At 60.5% G+C, this 19855-nt stretch carries 12 protein-coding genes and 3 pseudogenes; 4 read left to right on the top strand and 11 right to left on the bottom strand.

Translation table 11 applies throughout. The annotated features are described in order from the left end of the window. Nucleotides 1-2: 2 nt before the first annotated feature. Nucleotides 3-2652: pseudogene (locus XANALMUS060_RS02410) on the top strand (EAL domain-containing protein). Between the two features lie 32 nt (nucleotides 2653-2684). Further along, nucleotides 2685-3431: pseudogene (locus tag XANALMUS060_RS02405) on the top strand (EAL domain-containing protein); the annotation flags it as partial. Nucleotides 3432-3588: 157 nt separating this feature from the next. On the opposite strand, the gene XANALMUS060_RS02400 reads toward XANALMUS060_RS02405, so the two are convergent. The 4 genes from XANALMUS060_RS02400 to XANALMUS060_RS02385 are packed head-to-tail and all read right to left on the bottom strand — an operon-like array spanning nucleotide 3589 to nucleotide 7854. After that, nucleotides 3589-6636, bottom strand: a complete 3048-nt coding sequence (locus tag XANALMUS060_RS02400; RefSeq protein WP_235430304.1) for a bifunctional aconitate hydratase 2/2-methylisocitrate dehydratase — start codon at nucleotides 6634-6636, stop codon at nucleotides 3589-3591. Then, the gene (locus XANALMUS060_RS18155) at nucleotides 6602-7147 is read right to left on the bottom strand and encodes a hypothetical protein (protein WP_082064803.1); all 546 of its coding nucleotides are present in this window, start codon (nucleotides 7145-7147) and stop codon (nucleotides 6602-6604) included. Before XANALMUS060_RS18155 ends, XANALMUS060_RS02400 begins: the two co-directional genes overlap by 35 nt. A gap of 45 nt (nucleotides 7148-7192) precedes the next feature. Next, the gene (locus XANALMUS060_RS02390) at nucleotides 7193-7600 is read right to left on the bottom strand and encodes a type II toxin-antitoxin system VapC family toxin (protein ID WP_045736957.1); all 408 of its coding nucleotides are present in this window, start codon (nucleotides 7598-7600) and stop codon (nucleotides 7193-7195) included. Next, on the bottom strand, nucleotides 7597-7854 hold the full coding sequence (locus tag XANALMUS060_RS02385) for an AbrB/MazE/SpoVT family DNA-binding domain-containing protein (RefSeq protein ID WP_045727395.1): 258 nt from the start codon (nucleotides 7852-7854) through the stop codon (nucleotides 7597-7599). Before XANALMUS060_RS02385 ends, XANALMUS060_RS02390 begins: the two co-directional genes overlap by 4 nt. A gap of 150 nt (nucleotides 7855-8004) precedes the next feature. On the opposite strand from XANALMUS060_RS02385, the gene acnA reads away from it, so the two are divergent. Together acnA and XANALMUS060_RS02375 are read left to right on the top strand one after the other, a co-directional pair. Beyond that, on the top strand, nucleotides 8005-10764 hold the full coding sequence (gene acnA / locus XANALMUS060_RS02380) for an aconitate hydratase AcnA (RefSeq protein ID WP_045736956.1): 2760 nt from the start codon (nucleotides 8005-8007) through the stop codon (nucleotides 10762-10764). A 199-nt stretch (nucleotides 10765-10963) separates the two neighbouring features. Continuing rightward, nucleotides 10964-12211 (top strand): annotated as a pseudogene (locus XANALMUS060_RS02375) (aconitase family protein); the annotation flags it as partial. A 249-nt stretch (nucleotides 12212-12460) separates the two neighbouring features. Here the strand turns inward: XANALMUS060_RS02375 and XANALMUS060_RS02370 are convergent. From XANALMUS060_RS02370 to XANALMUS060_RS02340, 7 genes are all read right to left on the bottom strand, one after another. Further along, a protein-coding gene (locus XANALMUS060_RS02370) for an IS3 family transposase (RefSeq protein WP_152640362.1) occupies nucleotides 12461-13593 on the bottom strand; the annotation gives its coding sequence in 2 pieces (ribosomal slippage) (nucleotides 12461-13338 and nucleotides 13338-13593; 1134 coding nt in all). Nucleotides 13594-13653: 60 nt separating this feature from the next. Beyond that, nucleotides 13654-13791: a hypothetical protein gene (locus tag XANALMUS060_RS20455; protein WP_161795370.1), complete on the bottom strand. Its 138-nt coding sequence runs from the start codon at nucleotides 13789-13791 to the stop codon at nucleotides 13654-13656. 156 nt (nucleotides 13792-13947) lie between these two features. Continuing rightward, the gene (locus XANALMUS060_RS18150; RefSeq protein ID WP_255352345.1) at nucleotides 13948-14538 is read right to left on the bottom strand and encodes a thioesterase domain-containing protein; all 591 of its coding nucleotides are present in this window, start codon (nucleotides 14536-14538) and stop codon (nucleotides 13948-13950) included. 357 nt (nucleotides 14539-14895) lie between these two features. Then, nucleotides 14896-15924 carry an alcohol dehydrogenase AdhP gene (gene adhP, locus XANALMUS060_RS02355; RefSeq protein ID WP_045736953.1) on the bottom strand — a complete coding sequence of 343 codons (1029 nt, stop codon included), beginning with the start codon at nucleotides 15922-15924 and terminating at the stop codon, nucleotides 14896-14898. 167 nt (nucleotides 15925-16091) lie between these two features. Then, nucleotides 16092-17474, bottom strand: coding sequence for an NAD-dependent succinate-semialdehyde dehydrogenase (locus tag XANALMUS060_RS02350; RefSeq protein WP_235430301.1), 1383 nt, complete (start codon nucleotides 17472-17474; stop codon nucleotides 16092-16094). 96 nt (nucleotides 17475-17570) lie between these two features. Beyond that, nucleotides 17571-18500 carry an NAD(P)(+) transhydrogenase (Re/Si-specific) subunit beta gene (locus XANALMUS060_RS02345; protein ID WP_235430319.1) on the bottom strand — a complete coding sequence of 310 codons (930 nt, stop codon included), beginning with the start codon at nucleotides 18498-18500 and terminating at the stop codon, nucleotides 17571-17573. Then, a complete protein-coding gene (locus tag XANALMUS060_RS02340; protein WP_045736951.1) occupies nucleotides 18421-19854 on the bottom strand; it encodes an NAD(P)(+) transhydrogenase (Re/Si-specific) subunit beta in 1434 nt (477 codons plus the stop codon). Before XANALMUS060_RS02340 ends, XANALMUS060_RS02345 begins: the two co-directional genes overlap by 80 nt. Nucleotide 19855 lies beyond the last annotated feature (1 nt).

Here is a 19855-nt window from a genome sequence, read left to right as displayed (position 1 = left end):
CCATGCCGCACCGCCGCGTCACTAAACCGATCGCGTCCGACACCAGCGCGGACGCGACGATCCAGACGCATGTAGCGTCCAGCCACGAGCTGGCGCCGTTGCATTCCACGCAGCGCACGGGCGATGGCATCGTGGTCGTCGATGCGCAGTCGCGCATTGTCGCCTTCAACCACATTGCCGAAACTCTGTGGAATTTGTCTCAGGCACAGGCGCTGGGGCGCGAATTCGGCGAACTGATCGACGAGGAAATTCGTACCGATTTCCTTACCAGCTGCCTGCGTGGCGGCAACGATTACAGGCTGCCGCTGCAAAGCGACAAGGGCGTGCAGCACTGGATATCGATCAGCGCCTCGCCTGTGCCGCAGGAAGGTGCACCGCTGCAGGTACTGCAAGTGCGCGACATCAGCGCCGAAAACGAGCGCAACACCAAGATGCGCTTGCTCTCGCTGGCACTGGAACGTAGCGACAGCGCCATTATCCTGTGCGACAAAGACTTGCATATTCTTTATGTGAATGCAGGTTTCAGCCGCGTATTTGGCTATGACACAAAAGAAATCCTGGGGAAACTTCCCAGCGAAGTACTGCCTGGCCCTAGCAGTGATATGCAGGTGGTGTCGCAGACCCGCGAACGCATGCGCGCAGGATTCGGCCACCAGGTCGATTTGTTGGTCTATCGCAAGGACAACACACCGTTGTGGACCACGATGGTGGCCAATCCGATCACCGAGGAAAACGGCACTGTCCAGCACTATATGGTGTCCTTCACCGACATCACGCACAGCAAGATGCACGAGGTACTGCACAAAAACGTGCTCGATGCGATGGTCCGCGAACAGCCACTGGCCGATGTCGCAACGCTGATCTGCAGAGAGTTCGAGCGCATCGCTCCGCAGCTATTGACCTCGATCTTCAGCGTAGACAGCAACAGCAATCTGCATCTACTGGTCTCACCGAGCATGCCAGAGCTATTGCAGAAAAAGGTAGGAAACGTCCCCATCGGCCCTAATGTCGGCGCTTCCGGCGCCGCGATGTGGCGCGGCAAACAAGTCATTGTGAAGGATGCACAGCGCGATGAGTTGTTCGCCGACTACCGCTCGCTGACGAAGGAATTGCATCTTGGCACCTGCGTCGCCACCCCGATCAAATCCAGCGGCGGGCGTGTGCTGGGTAGCTTTGCACTGTACTACCGCGAGGTCTGCGAGCCACTGCCCTGGCACATGCGTCTGATCGAACTGTGCGTACATTTATGCGCGCTGGCAATGGAACGCGAACAGACTAAGGAACGCGTGCATCAGTTGGCCTTCTACGATGCGCTGACCAACCTGCCCAATCGAGTAATGTTCAGCGCACGCGCCGAACAAGCATTGGCCGATGCCGAATACCACGGCTCCCCGGTCGCGATCCTGTTCGTGGATATCGACCGCTTCAAACGCGTCAACGAGACCCAGGGGCATCACGCTGGCGACGGACTGCTGCGCGATATCGCGCAACGGTTGACCGAAGAAATGGGAGTCACCGACCTGCTCAGTCGTCAGTCCGGCGACGAATTCGTGCTGATGTTGCCGCAATGCGGAGCCGAACAGGCCGCTGGCACCGCAGAACGCCTATTGCTGGCACTGGCCGAGCCGGTGGTGGTCGGTCATGTCACCCTGCATCCGAGTGCAAGCATCGGCGTGGCGATGTTTCCCGAGGATGGCGACGACATCGAAACACTGTTGAAGCATCGGCGTGGCGATGTTTCCCGAGGATGGCGACGACATCGAAACACTGTTGCGCCACGCCGATCTGGCCATGTACCAAGCCAAGGACGAAGGCGGCGGCAGTTTCCGCTACTTCAGCTCCGACATGAACCGCATGGCGCAAGAACGCGTGGCCTTGGAGACCGCGCTGCGCGATGCCTTACGCCATAACGAACTGCAACTGCATTATCAGCCGCAGGTGTTCAGCCAGGCACCGCACGCGCTGTATGGGGTGGAAGCGCTGTTGCGCTGGGAACATCCCAATCTCGGCAATATCTCGCCGGCACGGTTCGTGCCAATGGCCGAGGAATGCGGCCTGATCGAGGAGCTCGGCCAATGGGCGTTGCGCGAAGCCTGCCGTCAGATGGCCGACTGGCGTTTGCGCGGGATTGCGGTGCCGCGCGTGGCGGTGAACCTGTCCGCCAATAATTTCGCCGATCCGCAATTACCTGCGCGAGTAGACCAAATGCTGAGCACCTATGGCCTGGTCGCCGACGACCTGGCCTTGGAAATGACCGAAAGCGTCATGCTGTCCAACACCGCCGCGGTCCTGGCCAATCTGCGGCAATTGCAGAGCAGCGGCGTATTGCTGTCGCTGGACGACTTCGGCACGGGTTATTCCAGCCTCAGCCATCTGCACCAATTACCGATTAACGAACTCAAGCTGGACATGAGCTTCGTGCGCGACCTGGAGCACAGCCCGACCTCCCGTGCCCTGACCACCTCGGTATTGCGCATCGGCGAAACCCTGGGCATGCACACCGTGGCCGAGGGCGTAGAGACCGACGCGCAGCGCAGCCTCCTAGCGGAACTGGGCTGTGGCGTGTTGCAAGGCTTTCTATTCTCGCGTGCGCTGCCCGCAAGCGCGCTGGAACAGTGGCTGCAGGCGCAAGCTGGCACACCGACGCAATAAGCACGCAGCGTCGAACCTCGCCATGAGCATGGCGGAACGAACTGCAACTGCATTATCAGCCGCAGGTGTTCAGCCAGGCACCGCACGCGCTGTATGGGGTGGAAGCGCTGTTGCGCTGGGAACATCCCAATCTCGGCAATATCTCGCCGGCACGGTTCGTGCCAATGGCCGAGGAATGCGGCCTGATCGAGGAGCTCGGCCAATGGGCGTTGCGCGAAGCCTGCCGTCAGATGGCCGACTGGCGTTTGCGCGGGATTGCGGTGCCGCGCGTGGCGGTGAACCTGTCCGCCAATAATTTCGCCGATCCGCAATTACCTGCGCGAGTAGACCAAATGCTGAGCACCTATGGCCTGGTCGCCGACGACCTGGCCTTGGAAATGACCGAAAGCGTCATGCTGTCCAACACCGCCGCGGTCCTGGCCAATCTGCGGCAATTGCAGAGCAGCGGCGTATTGCTGTCGCTGGACGACTTCGGCACGGGTTATTCCAGCCTCAGCCATCTGCACCAATTACCGATTAACGAACTCAAGCTGGACATGAGCTTCGTGCGCGACCTGGAGCACAGCCCGACCTCCCGTGCCCTGACCACCTCGGTATTGCGCATCGGCGAAACCCTGGGCATGCACACCGTGGCCGAGGGCGTAGAGACCGACGCGCAGCGCAGCCTCCTAGCGGAACTGGGCTGTGGCGTGTTGCAAGGCTTTCTATTCTCGCGTGCGCTGCCCGCAAGCGCGCTGGAACAGTGGCTGCAGGCGCAAGCTGGCACACCGACGCAATAAGCACGCAGCGTCGAACCTCGCCATGAGCATGGCGGGATGCACGAATGGGGCCACGATCGAGATCAGAACGCGCAAGCGGCGCATTTATGCAGATGATGGCTTAAGAAAAAGCCCGGCATTGCCGGGCTTTTTCGTGACCGCATGACAGCACCTTATCTCAGGCGGTGACCGTATCGGCCACCTCCTGGTAGTCCTGGATCTGATCGAAGTTCATGTAGCGATAGATCTGCTCGCCACTGGTCTTGATCACCCCGACATCGGCCATGTACTCCTGCTTGGTCGGGATACGGCCCAAGCGCGAGCAGATCGCCGCCAGTTCGGCCGACCCCAGGTACACGTTGGTATTGCGGCCAAGCCGGTTGGGGAAATTGCGGGTGGAGGTGGAGAACACGGTCGCGCCCTCGCGTGCCTGCGCCTGGTTGCCCATGCACAACGAGCAACCCGGCATTTCCATGCGCGCACCGGCTGCGCCGAAGGTGCCGTAGTGGCCCTCCTTGGTCAGTTCGGAGGCATCCATCTTGGTCGGCGGCGCAACCCACAGACGGGTCGGGATATCACGCTTGCCTTCCAGCAACTTGGCCGCCGCGCGGAAATGGCCGATGTTGGTCATGCACGAGCCGATGAACACCTCGTCGATGGTCGCACCAGCGACCTCTGAAAGCGTCTTGACGTCGTCCGGATCGTTCGGACAGGCCACGATCGGCTCGTGGATGTCGGCCAGGTCGATCTCGATCACCGCCGCGTACTCGGCATCGGCATCGGGTTCGAGCAACTGCGGATCGGCCAACCATTCCTGCATCTTCTTGATCCGCCGCGCCAGCGAACGCGCATCGGCGTAGCCCTCGGCGATCATCCACTTCAACAGGGTGATGTTGCTGGTCAGGTACTCGATGATCGGGGCCTTGTTCAAGCGCACCGTGCAACCGGCGGCCGAACGCTCGGCGGAGGCGTCGGACAACTCGAACGCCTGCTCCACTTTCAGGTCGGGCAAGCCCTCGATCTCCAGAATGCGACCGGAGAAAATGTTCTTCTTGCCCTGCTTGGCCACGGTCAGCAGGCCCTGCTTGATCGCGTACAACGGGATCGCGTTGACCAGATCGCGCAGGGTCACGCCCGGCTGCATCTGCCCCTTGAAGCGCACCAGCACGCTCTCGGGCATGTCCAGCGGCATCACCCCGGTGGCGGCGGCGAACGCCACCAGACCGGAGCCGGCCGGGAACGAGATGCCGATCGGGAAGCGGGTGTGCGAATCGCCGCCGGTGCCCACCGTATCGGGCAGCAGCATGCGGTTGAGCCAGCTATGGATCACGCCGTCGCCCGGACGCAGCGACACGCCGCCACGGGTGGAGATGAACTCCGGCAAGGTGTGGTGGGTTTTGACATCCACCGGCTTGGGATACGCCGCGGTGTGGCAGAACGACTGCATCACCAGGTCGGCGGAAAAGCCCAGGCAGGCCAGGTCCTTCAGTTCGTCGCGGGTCATCGGGCCGGTGGTGTCCTGCGAGCCCACCGAGGTCATCTTCGGTTCGCAATAGGTGCCCGGGCGCATGCCCTGCCCGTCGGCCAGGCCGCAGGCGCGGCCAACCATCTTCTGCGCCAGCGAGAAGCCCTTGCCGGTATCCGGCGGGTTCATCGGCAGGCGGAACAGCTCCGACGGCGGCAGGCCGAGGAACTCGCGCGCCTTGGCGGTCAGGCCGCGACCGACGATCAGCGGAATGCGGCCACCGGCGCGTACTTCGTCGAACAGCACATCCGACTTCATCGCGAACTCGGCGATCACCTGCCCGTTCTTCAGCGCTTTGCCATCGTAGGGGCGCAGTTCGACCACGTCGCCGTGCTCCATCTGCGAGACGTCCAGTTCGATCGGCAGCGCGCCGGCGTCTTCCATGGTGTTGTAGAAGATCGGCGCGATCTTCGAACCCAGGCACACGCCACCGAAGCGCTTGTTGGGGATGTACGGGATATCCTCGCCGGTCCACCACAGCACCGAGTTGGTCGCCGACTTGCGCGAGGAACCGGTGCCGACCACGTCGCCGACATAGGCGACCAGATGGCCCTTGGCCTTGAGATCGGCGATGGCCTGGATCGGGCCGCGCTTGCCGTCTTCTTCCGGCTCGAACGGTGCGCCGTCGCGCTTGTTCTTCAGCATCGCCAGCGCGTGCAGCGGGATGTCCGGGCGCGTGGTGGCGTCCGGCGCCGGCGACAGGTCATCGGTATTGGTCTCGCCGGGCACCTTGAACACGGTCATGCGGTTGAGCCAGCTATGGATCACGCCGTCGCCCGGACGCAGCGACACGCCGCCACGGGTGGAGATGAACTCCGGCAAGGTGTGGTGGGTTTTGACATCCACCGGCTTGGGATACGCCGCGGTGTGGCAGAACGACTGCATCACCAGGTCGGCGGAAAAGCCCAGGCAGGCCAGGTCCTTCAGTTCGTCGCGGGTCATCGGGCCGGTGGTGTCCTGCGAGCCCACCGAGGTCATCTTCGGTTCGCAATAGGTGCCCGGGCGCATGCCCTGCCCGTCGGCCAGGCCGCAGGCGCGGCCAACCATCTTCTGCGCCAGCGAGAAGCCCTTGCCGGTATCCGGCGGGTTCATCGGCAGGCGGAACAGCTCCGACGGCGGCAGGCCGAGGAACTCGCGCGCCTTGGCGGTCAGGCCGCGACCGACGATCAGCGGAATGCGGCCACCGGCGCGTACTTCGTCGAACAGCACATCCGACTTCATCGCGAACTCGGCGATCACCTGCCCGTTCTTCAGCGCTTTGCCATCGTAGGGGCGCAGTTCGACCACGTCGCCGTGCTCCATCTGCGAGACGTCCAGTTCGATCGGCAGCGCGCCGGCGTCTTCCATGGTGTTGTAGAAGATCGGCGCGATCTTCGAACCCAGGCACACGCCACCGAAGCGCTTGTTGGGGATGTACGGGATATCCTCGCCGGTCCACCACAGCACCGAGTTGGTCGCCGACTTGCGCGAGGAACCGGTGCCGACCACGTCGCCGACATAGGCGACCAGATGGCCCTTGGCCTTGAGATCGGCGATGGCCTGGATCGGGCCGCGCTTGCCGTCTTCTTCCGGCTCGAACGGTGCGCCGTCGCGCTTGTTCTTCAGCATCGCCAGCGCGTGCAGCGGGATGTCCGGGCGCGTGGTGGCGTCCGGCGCCGGCGACAGGTCATCGGTATTGGTCTCGCCGGGCACCTTGAACACGGTGATGGATGGTGAGGCTATGCGGCACTTCCGGCTTGCTGGTGAACCACTCGCCCTGCGCCCAACTCTGCAGCACCGCCTTGGCGTGGGGGTTACCGGCCTCGGCTTTTTCCTGCACATCATGGAAGGCGTCGAAGATCAGCAAGGTGTGCTTGAGACCCTCAGCCGCCGTCGCGCCCAGTTCCGGGTTGTCCAGCAGTTCGATCAACGGATGGACGTTGTAGCCGCCCAGCATGGTGCCCAGCAGCTCGGTCGCGCGGGTCGGCGAGATCAGCGGTGTCTTCTCGGTCCCGAAGGCGACCGCAGCCAGATACGAGGCCTTGACCTTGGCGGCATCATCGACGCCAGCGGGTACGCGCTGACTCAACAGTTCGACCAGGAACTGCTCCTCGCCCGCAGGCGGATGCTTCAACAATTCGATGACCTGCGCGGTCTGCGTCGCGCTCAGCGGCAGCGGCGGGATACCGAGCGCGGCGCGCTCTGCGACGTGGTGGCGATAGGCTTCCAACATGCGGGTTCTCCGGAAAAAGACGAAAGATGGGGCGGCGGCGCTACATCAGGCCGCAGGTTTGGGGACGATGATCTTCAGGCCCTTGAAATAATCGCGGAAAAAGCCATCGTCGCGGGTAATCAAGGCATCGCACTGGAGCATGGCATGGGCACCGATCAGGAAGTCGGCCACCACCCGTTCGCGCTGGCCACCGCGAGCACGGAATCGGCGTTGCATCTCGCCGGCGCGCAACGCCGACTTGGATTCCAGGGCATTGAAACGGATGCTCATGTCCTCCAGCACCGACAGCGCCTCGGCACCATCGCGCAGCGCCGCGCAGACCTCGGCCAAGACGATACCGCAGACCACCACCGGGCCGGTACTCAAGCACTGGCGCAGACAGGCTTCGGCGGCATCGGCCTGCGGGCTGTCGGCCAGCAGGTCCACCAGCACCGAGGAGTCGATCGCGATCACGCCGTGGCGTCCGACTCGAATGGATCGCCCGGGGCACGACCGCGGATCGCCCGCATCGCCTCATCGGTGCTGGCGAAGCCGTCGAGCTTGAAGCGACCGCGCGCACGCGAGATCGCATCGTCCACGCTCTTGCGCAGGACGATGCGGCCGCCGTCCAGCTCCACTTTCAGCACCGTGCCCTTGCTCAAACCCAAAGCATCGCGCACGGCCTTGGGCAAGGTGATCTGTCCGCGCTCGGCGACGATGGCTTCCATGGCGGCTCCGTTTCAAGTACGTACAAATTTTACATACTAAATTACACATACTCAAGCATGTAGGCGATCCCCGGCCGCAAGCCAACGTGTACACTGAATCAGTCAGACTGCGGTACGTCCCTACAGCCTCGATGCCATAGGAGTTCGATCATGCACGACACCTTTTCCAGCCGCGCCTCGTTGGAGGTTAACGGCAAGCGCTACACATACTTCAGTCTGTCGCGGCTAGGCCAGCGCTTCGACATCGCCCGCCTGCCCTACTCGCTGAAGATCCTGCTAGAGAACCTGCTGCGCCACGAGGACGGCGGCGCGACCGTGAGCAAGGAACACATCGAAGCGGTGGCACGCTGGAATCCCACCGCCGAACCAGACACCGAGATTGCGTTCATGCCGGCCCGCGTAGTGTTGCAGGACTTCACCGGCGTGCCCTGCGTGGTGGATCTGGCGGCGATGCGCGACGCGGTGGTCAAACTCGGCGGGCGAGCCGAGCAGATCAATCCGCTGATCCCTTCGGAACTGGTGATCGACCACTCGGTGCAGGTCGATGTGTTCGGCAAACCCGACGCCCTCGACCTCAACGGCAAGATCGAGTTCCAGCGCAACAAAGAACGCTACGGCTTCCTGCGCTGGGGCCAGAAAGCATTCGACAACTTCAAAGTGGTGCCACCGAATACCGGCATCGTGCATCAGGTCAATCTCGAACACCTGGCCCGGGTGGTGATGACCGGCGAACGCGACGGCGAGGCAATCGCCTATCCGGACACCGTGTTCGGTACCGACAGCCACACCACCATGATCAACGGCATCGGTGTCCTCGGCTGGGGCGTGGGCGGGATCGAAGCGGAAGCGGCGATGCTCGGCCAACCCTCCTCGATGCTGATTCCGCAGGTGGTGGGGTTCAAGCTCAGCGGCAAGCTGCGCGAAGGCGTCACCGCCACCGACCTGGTGCTGACGGTCACGCAAATGCTGCGCGCACATGGCGTGGTCGGCAAGTTCGTCGAGTTCTTTGGCGATGGCTTGCAACACCTGCCGCTGGCCGACCGCGCCACCATCGGCAACATGGCCCCCGAATACGGCGCGACCTGCGGCATCTTCCCGATCGACGCCGAGTCGTTGACTTACCTGCGCCTGTCCGGACGCAATGCCGAGCAAATCGCCCTGGTCGAAGCCTATGCCAAAGCGCAGGGCCTGTGGCACGACGCCGAGAGTCCGCACGCCCACTACAGCGCCACGCTGAAGCTGGACATGGGCCAGGTCAAACCGTCGCTGGCCGGCCCCAAGCGACCGCAGGACCGCGTGCTTTTGGAGGACATGCAGCGCAACTTCCGCGACAACCTGGTGCCATTCGCCCAAACGCGTGCCAAGCGCCGCGGCGACACCATGCAGGAAGACCGGCTCAAGAACGAAGGCGGCGATGGCACCGCCGTCGGCACCCAAACAGCGCAGGCGCAGAATGCCGACACCAGCGGCGCCGGCTGGCAGCTACGCGATGGTGCAGTGGTGATCGCCGCGATCACCTCCTGCACCAACACCTCCAACCCAGCGGTGATGCTCGGCGCCGGCCTGCTCGCGCGCAATGCCGTGGCCAAAGGGCTGAAGGCGCAACCGTGGGTCAAGACCTCGCTCGGCCCAGGCTCGTTGGTGGTCACCGACTATCTGAAAAAAGCCGGCGTCATGCACGACCTGGAGACGCTCGGCTTCTACGTGGTCGGCTATGGCTGCACCACCTGCATCGGCAACTCCGGCCCGCTGCCGGAAGACGTGTCGGCAGCCATCGCCAAGGACGACTTGGTCGTGACCTCGGTACTATCGGGCAACCGCAACTTCGAAGGCCGCGTGCATCCGGAAGTGAAAATGAACTACCTGGCCTCGCCGCCACTGGTGGTCGCCTATGCCATCGCCGGCACCACCGACATCGATCTCACCCGCGAGCCGCTGGGCACCGGTCGCGACGGCCATCCGGTCTACCTGCGCGATATCTGGCCAAGCAACAAGGTCATCGGCGACACCATCGCCGCCACCGTCGGCCCGGAGATGTTCGAGCAGAACTATGCCGACGTGTTCAAGGGCGACAGCCGCTGGAACACCATCGCCTCGCCCGATGGCGAGCTGTACGCCTGGGACCAGGCATCGACCTACATCAAGAACCCACCCTACTTCGACGGCATGACCATGCAGGTCGGCCGCATTGAGGACGTGCATGGCGCGCGCATCCTGGCGCTATTCGGCGACTCGATCACCACCGACCATATTTCCCCAGCCGGTAACATCAAGAAAGATTCACCGGCAGGCCGTTACCTGCAAGAACGCGGGGTGCAACCGGCGGACTTCAACAGCTACGGCAGCCGCCGAGGCAATGACGAAGTGATGGTCCGCGGCACCTTCGCCAACATCCGTATCAAGAACCTGATGTTCGGCGGCGAAGAAGGCGGCAATACGCTGTACCACCCACCCGGCGGCGGACAACCGCAGAAGCAGTCGATCTACGACGCGGCGATGCAGTACAAAGCCGATGGTGTGCCGCTGGTGGTGATCGGCGGCAAAGAATACGGCACCGGCTCCTCGCGCGACTGGGCGGCCAAGGGCACCCACCTGCTCGGGGTCAAGGCGGTGATCGCCGAGAGCTTCGAGCGGATCCACCGCTCCAACCTGGTCGGCATGGGCGTCCTGCCGCTGCAGTTCCTGGATGGACAGAACGCGCAGGCGCTGGGCCTGGACGGCTCTGAGATCCTGCACATCACCGACCTGCAGGACGGCAGCAGCAAGCGCGCCACCGTCACCGCGACCGCCTCCAACGGCAGCACGCAGACCTTCACGGTAGCGGTGATGCTACTGACACCGAAGGAAGTCGAATACTTCCGCCACGGTGGCCTCTTGCAATACGTGCTGCGACAACTGACCCGTCGCTGATCCTCGCTGGATCCAACACGCCCCATGAAAACAGGCAGAAGGGAGTGGATCCAAAGTTGGCAGTACCGAACTGCAGCGGTGAAATTAGGACACCTGCAGCCCTTATCGGGCTGCAGGTGTTGTGCTTCAGGTTTGAATCAATCCCTGCTTGCCGCGCTCATGCAGACTGAGAGTCTTCGGGGCACCGCCTATATACCACAAAGCCGGCGTCATGCACGACCTGGAGACGCTCGGCTTCTACGTGGTCGGCTATGGCTGCACCACCTGCATCGGCAACTCCGGCCCGCTGCCGGAAGACGTGTCGGCAGCCATCGCCAAGGACGACTTGGTCGTGACCTCGGTACTATCGGGCAACCGCAACTTCGAAGGCCGCGTGCATCCGGAAGTGAAAATGAACTACCTGGCCTCGCCGCCACTGGTGGTCGCCTATGCCATCGCCGGCACCACCGACATCGATCTCACCCGCGAGCCGCTGGGCACCGGTCGCGACGGCCATCCGGTCTACCTGCGCGATATCTGGCCAAGCAACAAGGTCATCGGCGACACCATCGCCGCCACCGTCGGCCCGGAGATGTTCGAGCAGAACTATGCCGACGTGTTCAAGGGCGACAGCCGCTGGAACACCATCGCCTCGCCCGATGGCGAGCTGTACGCCTGGGACCAGGCATCGACCTACATCAAGAACCCACCCTACTTCGACGGCATGACCATGCAGGTCGGCCGCATTGAGGACGTGCATGGCGCGCGCATCCTGGCGCTATTCGGCGACTCGATCACCACCGACCATATTTCCCCAGCCGGTAACATCAAGAAAGATTCACCGGCAGGCCGTTACCTGCAAGAACGCGGGGTGCAACCGGCGGACTTCAACAGCTACGGCAGCCGCCGAGGCAATGACGAAGTGATGGTCCGCGGCACCTTCGCCAACATCCGTATCAAGAACCTGATGTTCGGCGGCGAAGAAGGCGGCAATACGCTGTACCACCCACCCGGCGGCGGACAACCGCAGAAGCAGTCGATCTACGACGCGGCGATGCAGTACAAAGCCGATGGTGTGCCGCTGGTGGTGATCGGCGGCAAAGAATACGGCACCGGCTCCTCGCGCGACTGGGCGGCCAAGGGCACCCACCTGCTCGGGGTCAAGGCGGTGATCGCCGAGAGCTTCGAGCGGATCCACCGCTCCAACCTGGTCGGCATGGGCGTCCTGCCGCTGCAGTTCCTGGATGGACAGAACGCGCAGGCGCTGGGCCTGGACGGCTCTGAGATCCTGCACATCACCGACCTGCAGGACGGCAGCAGCAAGCGCGCCACCGTCACCGCGACCGCCTCCAACGGCAGCACGCAGACCTTCACGGTAGCGGTGATGCTACTGACACCGAAGGAAGTCGAATACTTCCGCCACGGTGGCCTCTTGCAATACGTGCTGCGACAACTGACCCGTCGCTGATCCTCGCTGGATCCAACACGCCCCATGAAAACAGGCAGAAGGGAGTGGATCCAAAGTTGGCAGTACCGAACTGCAGCGGTGAAATTAGGACACCTGCAGCCCTTATCGGGCTGCAGGTGTTGTGCTTCAGGTTTGAATCAATCCCTGCTTGCCGCGCTCATGCAGACTGAGAGTCTTCGGGGCACCGCCTATATACCACCCAGACTTTCTTGACAAAAAGCGACCTGCCCCCACGAGGCGTACCAGTAGTTACTGATAAAGCCCGGGGTTGAAGGGTACTGCGTTGTTGGCTTGTTGTGCGCGGTAATTTGTAGCGAATTGTGCCGGTGGGATTCGGCCACAACGACTATGCGGCCTGATTTCGTTGTAGTGGCGTCGCCAGTGGGTCACCACATCTCGCGCTTGTGGCAACGACGTGAACCACTGCTCATTGAGGCACTCGTCGCGGAACTTGCCGTTGAAGCTTTCAATGTAGGCGTTCTGCGTGGGTGCCCCCGGTTCGATCAGGATGTGTTCGATGCCGTGCCGTTGCGCCCAGGCGATGAAGGCGCGACTGGTGAACTCGGGACCGTTGTCGGTCCGCACGGCACGTGGGTAGCCGCGGAAGCAGGCCGCCTGGTCCAGCAGACGCACCACATAGGCACCGCTGATGCCATGGTCAACCGCAATGTCCACGTTCTGGCGGGTGAAGTCATCGACCACGGTCAGGCACTTGATGCGGCGGCCATTGGCCAGCGCATCGAAGACGAAGTCCATGCTCCAGGTCGCGTTCGGCCTGCAGGGCGCCACCAGTTTCTGGCGTTCATTGAACGGACGCTTGGCCTTGCGGCCCTTGCATATCTTCAACTTGGCTTGGTCGTACAAGCGGTAAACCTTCTTGTGGTTCACGAGCGGAAACTCCGGGCGCAGGAGATTGTGCAGGCGGCGATAGCCGAAGCGGCGGTAGGTCTGTGCCAGTTCGACCAGACGGGCCGACAGCGCTTGCGTGGCCGGCGCCGGCTCAGGTTCATGGCGGAAGGCATCACGCGACAGCCCCGCAAGGCAGCAAGCCCGGCGCTCGCTGATCGCCGTCAGCTCACGCATGCACCGGATTGCCTCGCGCTTGCGTTGCGGGGCTAGCGTTTTACTCCGAAGCCGACCCTCAGCGCTTCGATGTCCAGATGCGCTTCGGCCAGCAGCCGTTTGAGCCGCTGGTTCTCCGTCTCCAGGTCCTTCAGGCGCCTGGCGTCTTCGGCCTCCATGCCGCCGTATTTGGCCCGCCATTGGTAGAAGCTGGCCGGGCTGAAGCCGGGCTGACGTGACAACTCGGCAACGGCCATGCCCGCGTCGGCTTGCTTGATGAATCCGATGATCTGCTCGGTAGTGAATCTGCTTTTCTTCATGTCCGTCCTCTTGGATGACGGACTTTACAGCTTCAACTGGTACGGTTTAGTGGGGGCAGGTCAACCCCCATAGTGCACACGCGTCCGGGTGATCTCCCGCATCCACAGACCGATGGCGCTGCAATTGCGCGTCTTGGCCTTGTAGAAGAACACCGAGCGCGACATTGCCACCACACGCAGCGCATGTCGCTCGCTCACCCAAAACGCTCCTTCAGCCGGCCTACCCAGTCGCGCTTCTGGGCAGGCATCAGAGCTTTTTTGTGACCACCTCCTGCAGCATCGCCTTGTCCAGGCCCAGGTCGGCAACCAACTGTTTGAGCTTGCGATTTTCCTCTTCCAGCAGCCGCAAACGCCTCAGCTCAGTGGGTCAGTCAAACCGCTCTTCATAGCCTCTGAAAGAACCCGTGACAAAAATTCGACATTAGGTGACTCCATCATAGTTTGATGTGTGCCAGGCACTTTGATGACGCGAATTAAATCCTCAGGCAATACGCCTTGCCAACTCTGAACTGGACTCCCTAGGAATGGATTATTCCTGGAAGATTGAGATGCCTCAAATATGTGCACACGCATCGGAATTGATTTTGCATAATATGCAATAGACGCATTGATGTGGTGACTGACGCGCATGGCGTAGTCCATTAACTCACTTTCCCCCATAAAATCTGAAAGGAAATCCATCTCCTGATACATATCAACAAGATCACTTAATTCATTAATTTTTTTACTTGAATCAACTTTCTTACCCAACCCTGCTTCAATAAAATTTCTAATTACATAATCGACATCTATTTTACATGCAGAGCCCATGGAATTCTTAATTTTAACGTCAGTCGATAGATGGCTAGTGTCGAGAAGACCTAAAAACTCGACTTGCAAATTTGCATCTACAAGTTGACTTGCCATTTCGTAAGCCACTAGTCCACCAAAAGACCAGCCAGCCAGACGATATGNCTAAGTGTCGCCGAATTTTCTGGTTCTGGCCGGCCCAAATTATAGGGGGGAGGTCACACGCTTGTTTCGATCCGATTACTTATCCGTCCATTCCACCAGTCCGATCGGCAGCGCAATCCCCGAATTCACCCATCGACTGTCTAGCGAGTCGTTGATGATGTGCTTTCCAAGCGAGCTTCGCCCATGTAACCCTGACCTCATTGACCAGATGATCTGGCATGCAAGAAAATTCAAACATTGAGTTTTTCGATTATGGGGGAGAACTCGGTAACGGCAAGGAAATGCTCATCGCCGATCGTGGATCGTGGCTATCGAGAGCAATGCGGAACGACACTTCTCGACAGCTCGTTAGGCAGCGAAATCCAGCACTACCCTGCCCTCGATGTTGCCTTCACGCATACGTTTGAATACATCGTTGATGTTGTCCAGGCGCTCTCTAAAGACCGTAGCCACCACTTTGCCATCCTTCGCGATATCCAGCGACTCCTGTAGATCCAGGCGGGTGCCGACGATCGAACCGCGCACAGTGACTCCGTTGAGCACCATGTCGAAGATCGACAGGTCGAATTTTCCAGGTGGCAGGCCATTGAGCGAGACGGTGCCGCCACGGCGCACCATATTCATCGCCTGACTGAATGCACCAGGCGAAACGGCGGTCACCAGTGCACCGTGCACACCACCGATTTCCTTCTTGAGAAAAAGCGCCGGATCGACGTTCTTTGCGTTGACCGTGATCTCCGCACCGAGCCGACGCGCCAAGTCTAGCTTGGCCTCGTCCACGTCCACCGCTGCCACTTTGAGCCCCATCGCCTTCGCATACTGCACTGCCATGTGGCCCAGGCCGCCAATGCCAGAAATGGCTACCCACTGACCAGGCCGGGTATCCGTCACCTTCAGACCCTTGTATGTCGTGACACCCGCACACAGTACCGGCGCGATCTCGACAAAGCCGAAGTTATCCGGCAAATGGCCTACGTAGTCGGCAACGGCGAGAGCATATTCGGCAAAAGCGCCGTTGACCGAGTAGCCGGTGTTCTTCTGCGTTTCGCACAGTGTCTCCCAGCCGCCCAGACAATGCTCGCAATGCCCGCAGGCCGAGTACAGCCAAGGCACGCCAACGCGGTCGCCCTCTTTCAAGTGGGTGACACCAGGCCCGAGCGCGACGACATAGCCGACTCCCTCATGACCCGGAATGAAGGGCAATGTTGGCTTTACCGGCCAATCACCATACACCGCATGTAGATCGGTATGACACACGCCGCAGGCCTCGATCTTCACTAAGACCTCCCCCAGCCCCGGTTGCGGTACCGCTACCTCCTCGATTTCCAGTGGGCCACCGAAGTCACGGACAACCGCTGCTTTCATGGTCTTGCTCATCATTAAATTCCTTGTATCAAGATATGGATAGTTTTGGAGAGCAGATGTCACAGTCAGACTGATATGCCCTCATTTTGCTCAACCACAGTTTTTTTCCTGCAAAGGCGAGGCAAAGTTTCTCGCTCTGGCAGCGCTCTGGCAGCGCTCTGGCAGCGCCCTGCCACCACTCAGAACACACCGTTGATATCCGTTACGGCAATCAGCTTGTGGTTCACGAATTCCTTGATGCCCGAATCCACCAGCTCACGCCCATAACCAGATCGACGTATACCGCCAAAAGGCAGGTCGGCAGCTACGCCAGTGGGATGGTTGATGTAGACCATGCCCGTGGATATCTTCCGCGCCACCTCGACACCGCGCTTGATGTCCTTGGTGAATACCGAGCCGCCGAGTCCATACGGAGAATCGTTGGCGATACGAATGGCATCAGCCTCGTCCTTGGCTCGGATCACTTGCGACACCGGACCGAAAAACTCCCAAGCATGCGCAGGATTGTCGTTACTGACGTTACTGAGTAGCAGCGGACGGAAAAACGCACCGGTAGACGGTACTTCCGCGCCGATGAATTCGGCTTTGGCTCCATGCGCTACCGCATTTTCAACCTGCATCTTTAAATCGTCCACAGCACTTTGTGAAGACAACGGTGCTAACGTGGTGGAGGGATCCATCGGATCGCCTGCCTTCAACTTGGCTACACCCATCTTGTATTTTTCCAGGAAAATGTCGTAGATCGCGTCGATCACAATGATTCGCTTGGACGAGCAACACACTTGGCCGGCATTCCAATGACGTCCGGCGACCGCCCATTGCACCGTCTTATCCAGATCAGCATCGGCCAGCACTACAAAAGCATCAGCGCCACCTAGTTCCATCGTTGACTTTTTCAATGCCCGGCCAGCCTGGGAAGCGATTACCGCGCCAGCACCCTCCGAACCCGTCAACGCTATGCCTTGCACACGTGGATCCTCGATGATGGTTTTGAGTTGATCGTGGGTGGCATAAAGGTTGGTGAAGCCTCCTTCCGGCAGGCCCGCTTCGCGAAACAGACGCTCGAACGCTGCGGCGCATTGCGGCACGTTGGAGGCGTGCTTGAGAATGATCACATTCCCTGCCGCTAGTTGCGGCGCAGCGATACGTACGACCTGATAATATGGGAAGTTCCATGGCTCCAAGGCCAACAGGATGCCTTCCGGAACGTATTCGACCCACGACTCGATATAGGAAGCATGCTGACTAAACAGCCTCTCCGGCGCAAGCAATTTCTCAGCGTTATCGACATAGTAATCGAGAATCTGCGCGGACAATTCCACCTCAGCCTCAGCCTCAGCGATCACTTTACCCATTTCGAGCGTGAGGAGCTTTGCGTATTCGGCATGGCCCTTGCGCAGCATGCTTGCGGCTTTTCGAAGAATTTCTACCCGCCCGGCAACGCTGACGTCCTTCCATGCATCGAACATAGCTTGCGCCTGATCCAACGTGTGCTTGATCTTCGCATCGGTGGCATTCTGGAACGTTTTGACGACTTGACCAGTATAGGGATTGGTGGTCATGTAAGGCATATTTGACCTCTTTTGAGTGCGCTCGCATCATCGATAATGCGGTAAGCGAATATATTGCGTCGGAAAGTAGATGGCCCACGCCCCTGCTCAGCGGGAAGGAAGCTCCTTGACTGTTTGGACCATGGCCGTGAGTACGGCCAGCGCATCCCCGTAGACCATGTTGCAGTTGTCGCCATAGAACAGGAGGTTCTCCACACCGGCATAACCCTTGCCCTGGCCACGCTTGATTACGTAGACCTGATGCGCCTTGTCAGCATTGAGAATGGGCATACCGTAGATAGGCGAATGTTTGTCGATGCGCGCGGCGGGATTCACTACGTCATTGGCACCGATCACCAGTGCTATGTCTGTGGTGGTGAAGCTGTCGTTGATATCTTCCATGTCGTAGATAAGGTCATAGGGCACGCCTGCTTCGGCCAGCAACACGTTCATATGTCCTGGCATACGCCCGGCCACTGGGTGGATGGCAAACTTCACATCCACTCCAGCGCCTTGTAGCAGCTTTACGAACTCGTAGAGCTTGGCCTGTGCCTGCGCCACAGCCAGGCCATATCCAGGTATGACGATCACGCTGCCGGCGTAACGCATGGTCACTGCCGCATCGGACGGATCGGCGGGCTTGAGCCCGCCGGCGATGTCTCCCTGTGCCACGGAAGCCGTTTCGCCAAATCGACTGAACAGCACGTTGGTCAACGAGCGGTTCATTGCCTTGGCCATCAGCACGGTCAGCAGAGTACCGGCTGAACCGACTACCATACCGGCAATCATCAACGCTGGATTATGCAAGGCATATCCCTCCAGCCCCACAGCCAGGCCGGTGAAAGCGTTGTACAACGAGATAACCACCGGCATGTCCGCACCACCAATCGGCAAGGTCATCAAGACGCCGAAAGCCAACGCACCGAGAAAGAACAGGGCAAGCCATGTCGTGGCCTCGCTACCGAAGTCGGTCAACGTCAGGGCGCCAAATATCAGCGTCGTCAGTAACACCGATGCGTTGGAGTACGGCCAGCGCATCCCCGTAGACCATGTTGCAGTTGTCGCCATAGAACAGGAGGTTCTCCACACCGGCATAACCCTTGCCCTGGCCACGCTTGATTACGTAGACCTGATGCGCCTTGTCAGCATTGAGAATGGGCATACCGTAGATAGGCGAATGTTTGTCGATGCGCGCGGCGGGATTCACTACGTCATTGGCACCGATCACCAGTGCTATGTCTGTGGTGGTGAAGCTGTCGTTGATATCTTCCATGTCGTAGATAAGGTCATAGGGCACGCCTGCTTCGGCCAGCAACACGTTCATATGTCCTGGCATACGCCCGGCCACTGGGTGGATGGCAAACTTCACATCCACTCCAGCGCCTTGTAGCAGCTTTACGAACTCGTAGAGCTTGGCCTGTGCCTGCGCCACAGCCAGGCCATATCCAGGTATGACGATCACGCTGCCGGCGTAACGCATGGTCACTGCCGCATCGGACGGATCGGCGGGCTTGAGCCCGCCGGCGATGTCTCCCTGTGCCACGGAAGCCGTTTCGCCAAATCGACTGAACAGCACGTTGGTCAACGAGCGGTTCATTGCCTTGGCCATCAGCACGGTCAGCAGAGTACCGGCTGAACCGACTACCATACCGGCAATCATCAACGCTGGATTATGCAAGGCATATCCCTCCAGCCCCACAGCCAGGCCGGTGAAAGCGTTGTACAACGAGATAACCACCGGCATGTCCGCACCACCAATCGGCAAGGTCATCAAGACGCCGAAAGCCAACGCACCGAGAAAGAACAGGGCAAGCCATGTCGTGGCCTCGCTACCGAAGTCGGTCAACGTCAGGGCGCCAAATATCAGCGTCGTCAGTAACACCGATGCGTTGAAAACGCTCTGCCCTTTAAAGCGCCAAGCGCTACGCATACGTCCATCCAGCTTGGCCCAGGCGACCATCGAACCCGTCAGGGACACCGAGCCAATCAGTGCACCTAACGTGGTGGCGATCAATTGCAGAATGCTGCCGTTATGTGGTTCGGTCAGTTCCATCGCAGCCACAGCCGCCGCGGCACCACCGCCCATGCCGTTATACAGTGCCACCATCTGAGGCATGGCTGTGATCGCCACCCGCTGGCCGCGATACCAAGCCCAACCGATGCCGATCGCCAGCGCCAACATCGCCAGCCCCACGTTGGGAAGCCGGTGCACTCCTGCTGCGGCGTCCACGTCGGCTAGATAACCGAAGCTGGCCAGTACCGCCACTAGCATGCCGAAACCCGCCAATACGATGCCGTGCCCAGCTGTCACCGGCGACGACATCCGTTTCAGGCCCAGGATGAATAACACAGATGCCGCAAACCCACTGACTTCGACCAGCAACTGCCACATG

Origin of the sequence: Xanthomonas sp. MUS 060 (assembly GCF_000963215.1) — a bacterium.
Taxonomy (GTDB): domain Bacteria; phylum Pseudomonadota; class Gammaproteobacteria; order Xanthomonadales; family Xanthomonadaceae; genus Xanthomonas_A.
This window is presented reverse-complemented; position numbering and strand designations above follow the sequence as displayed.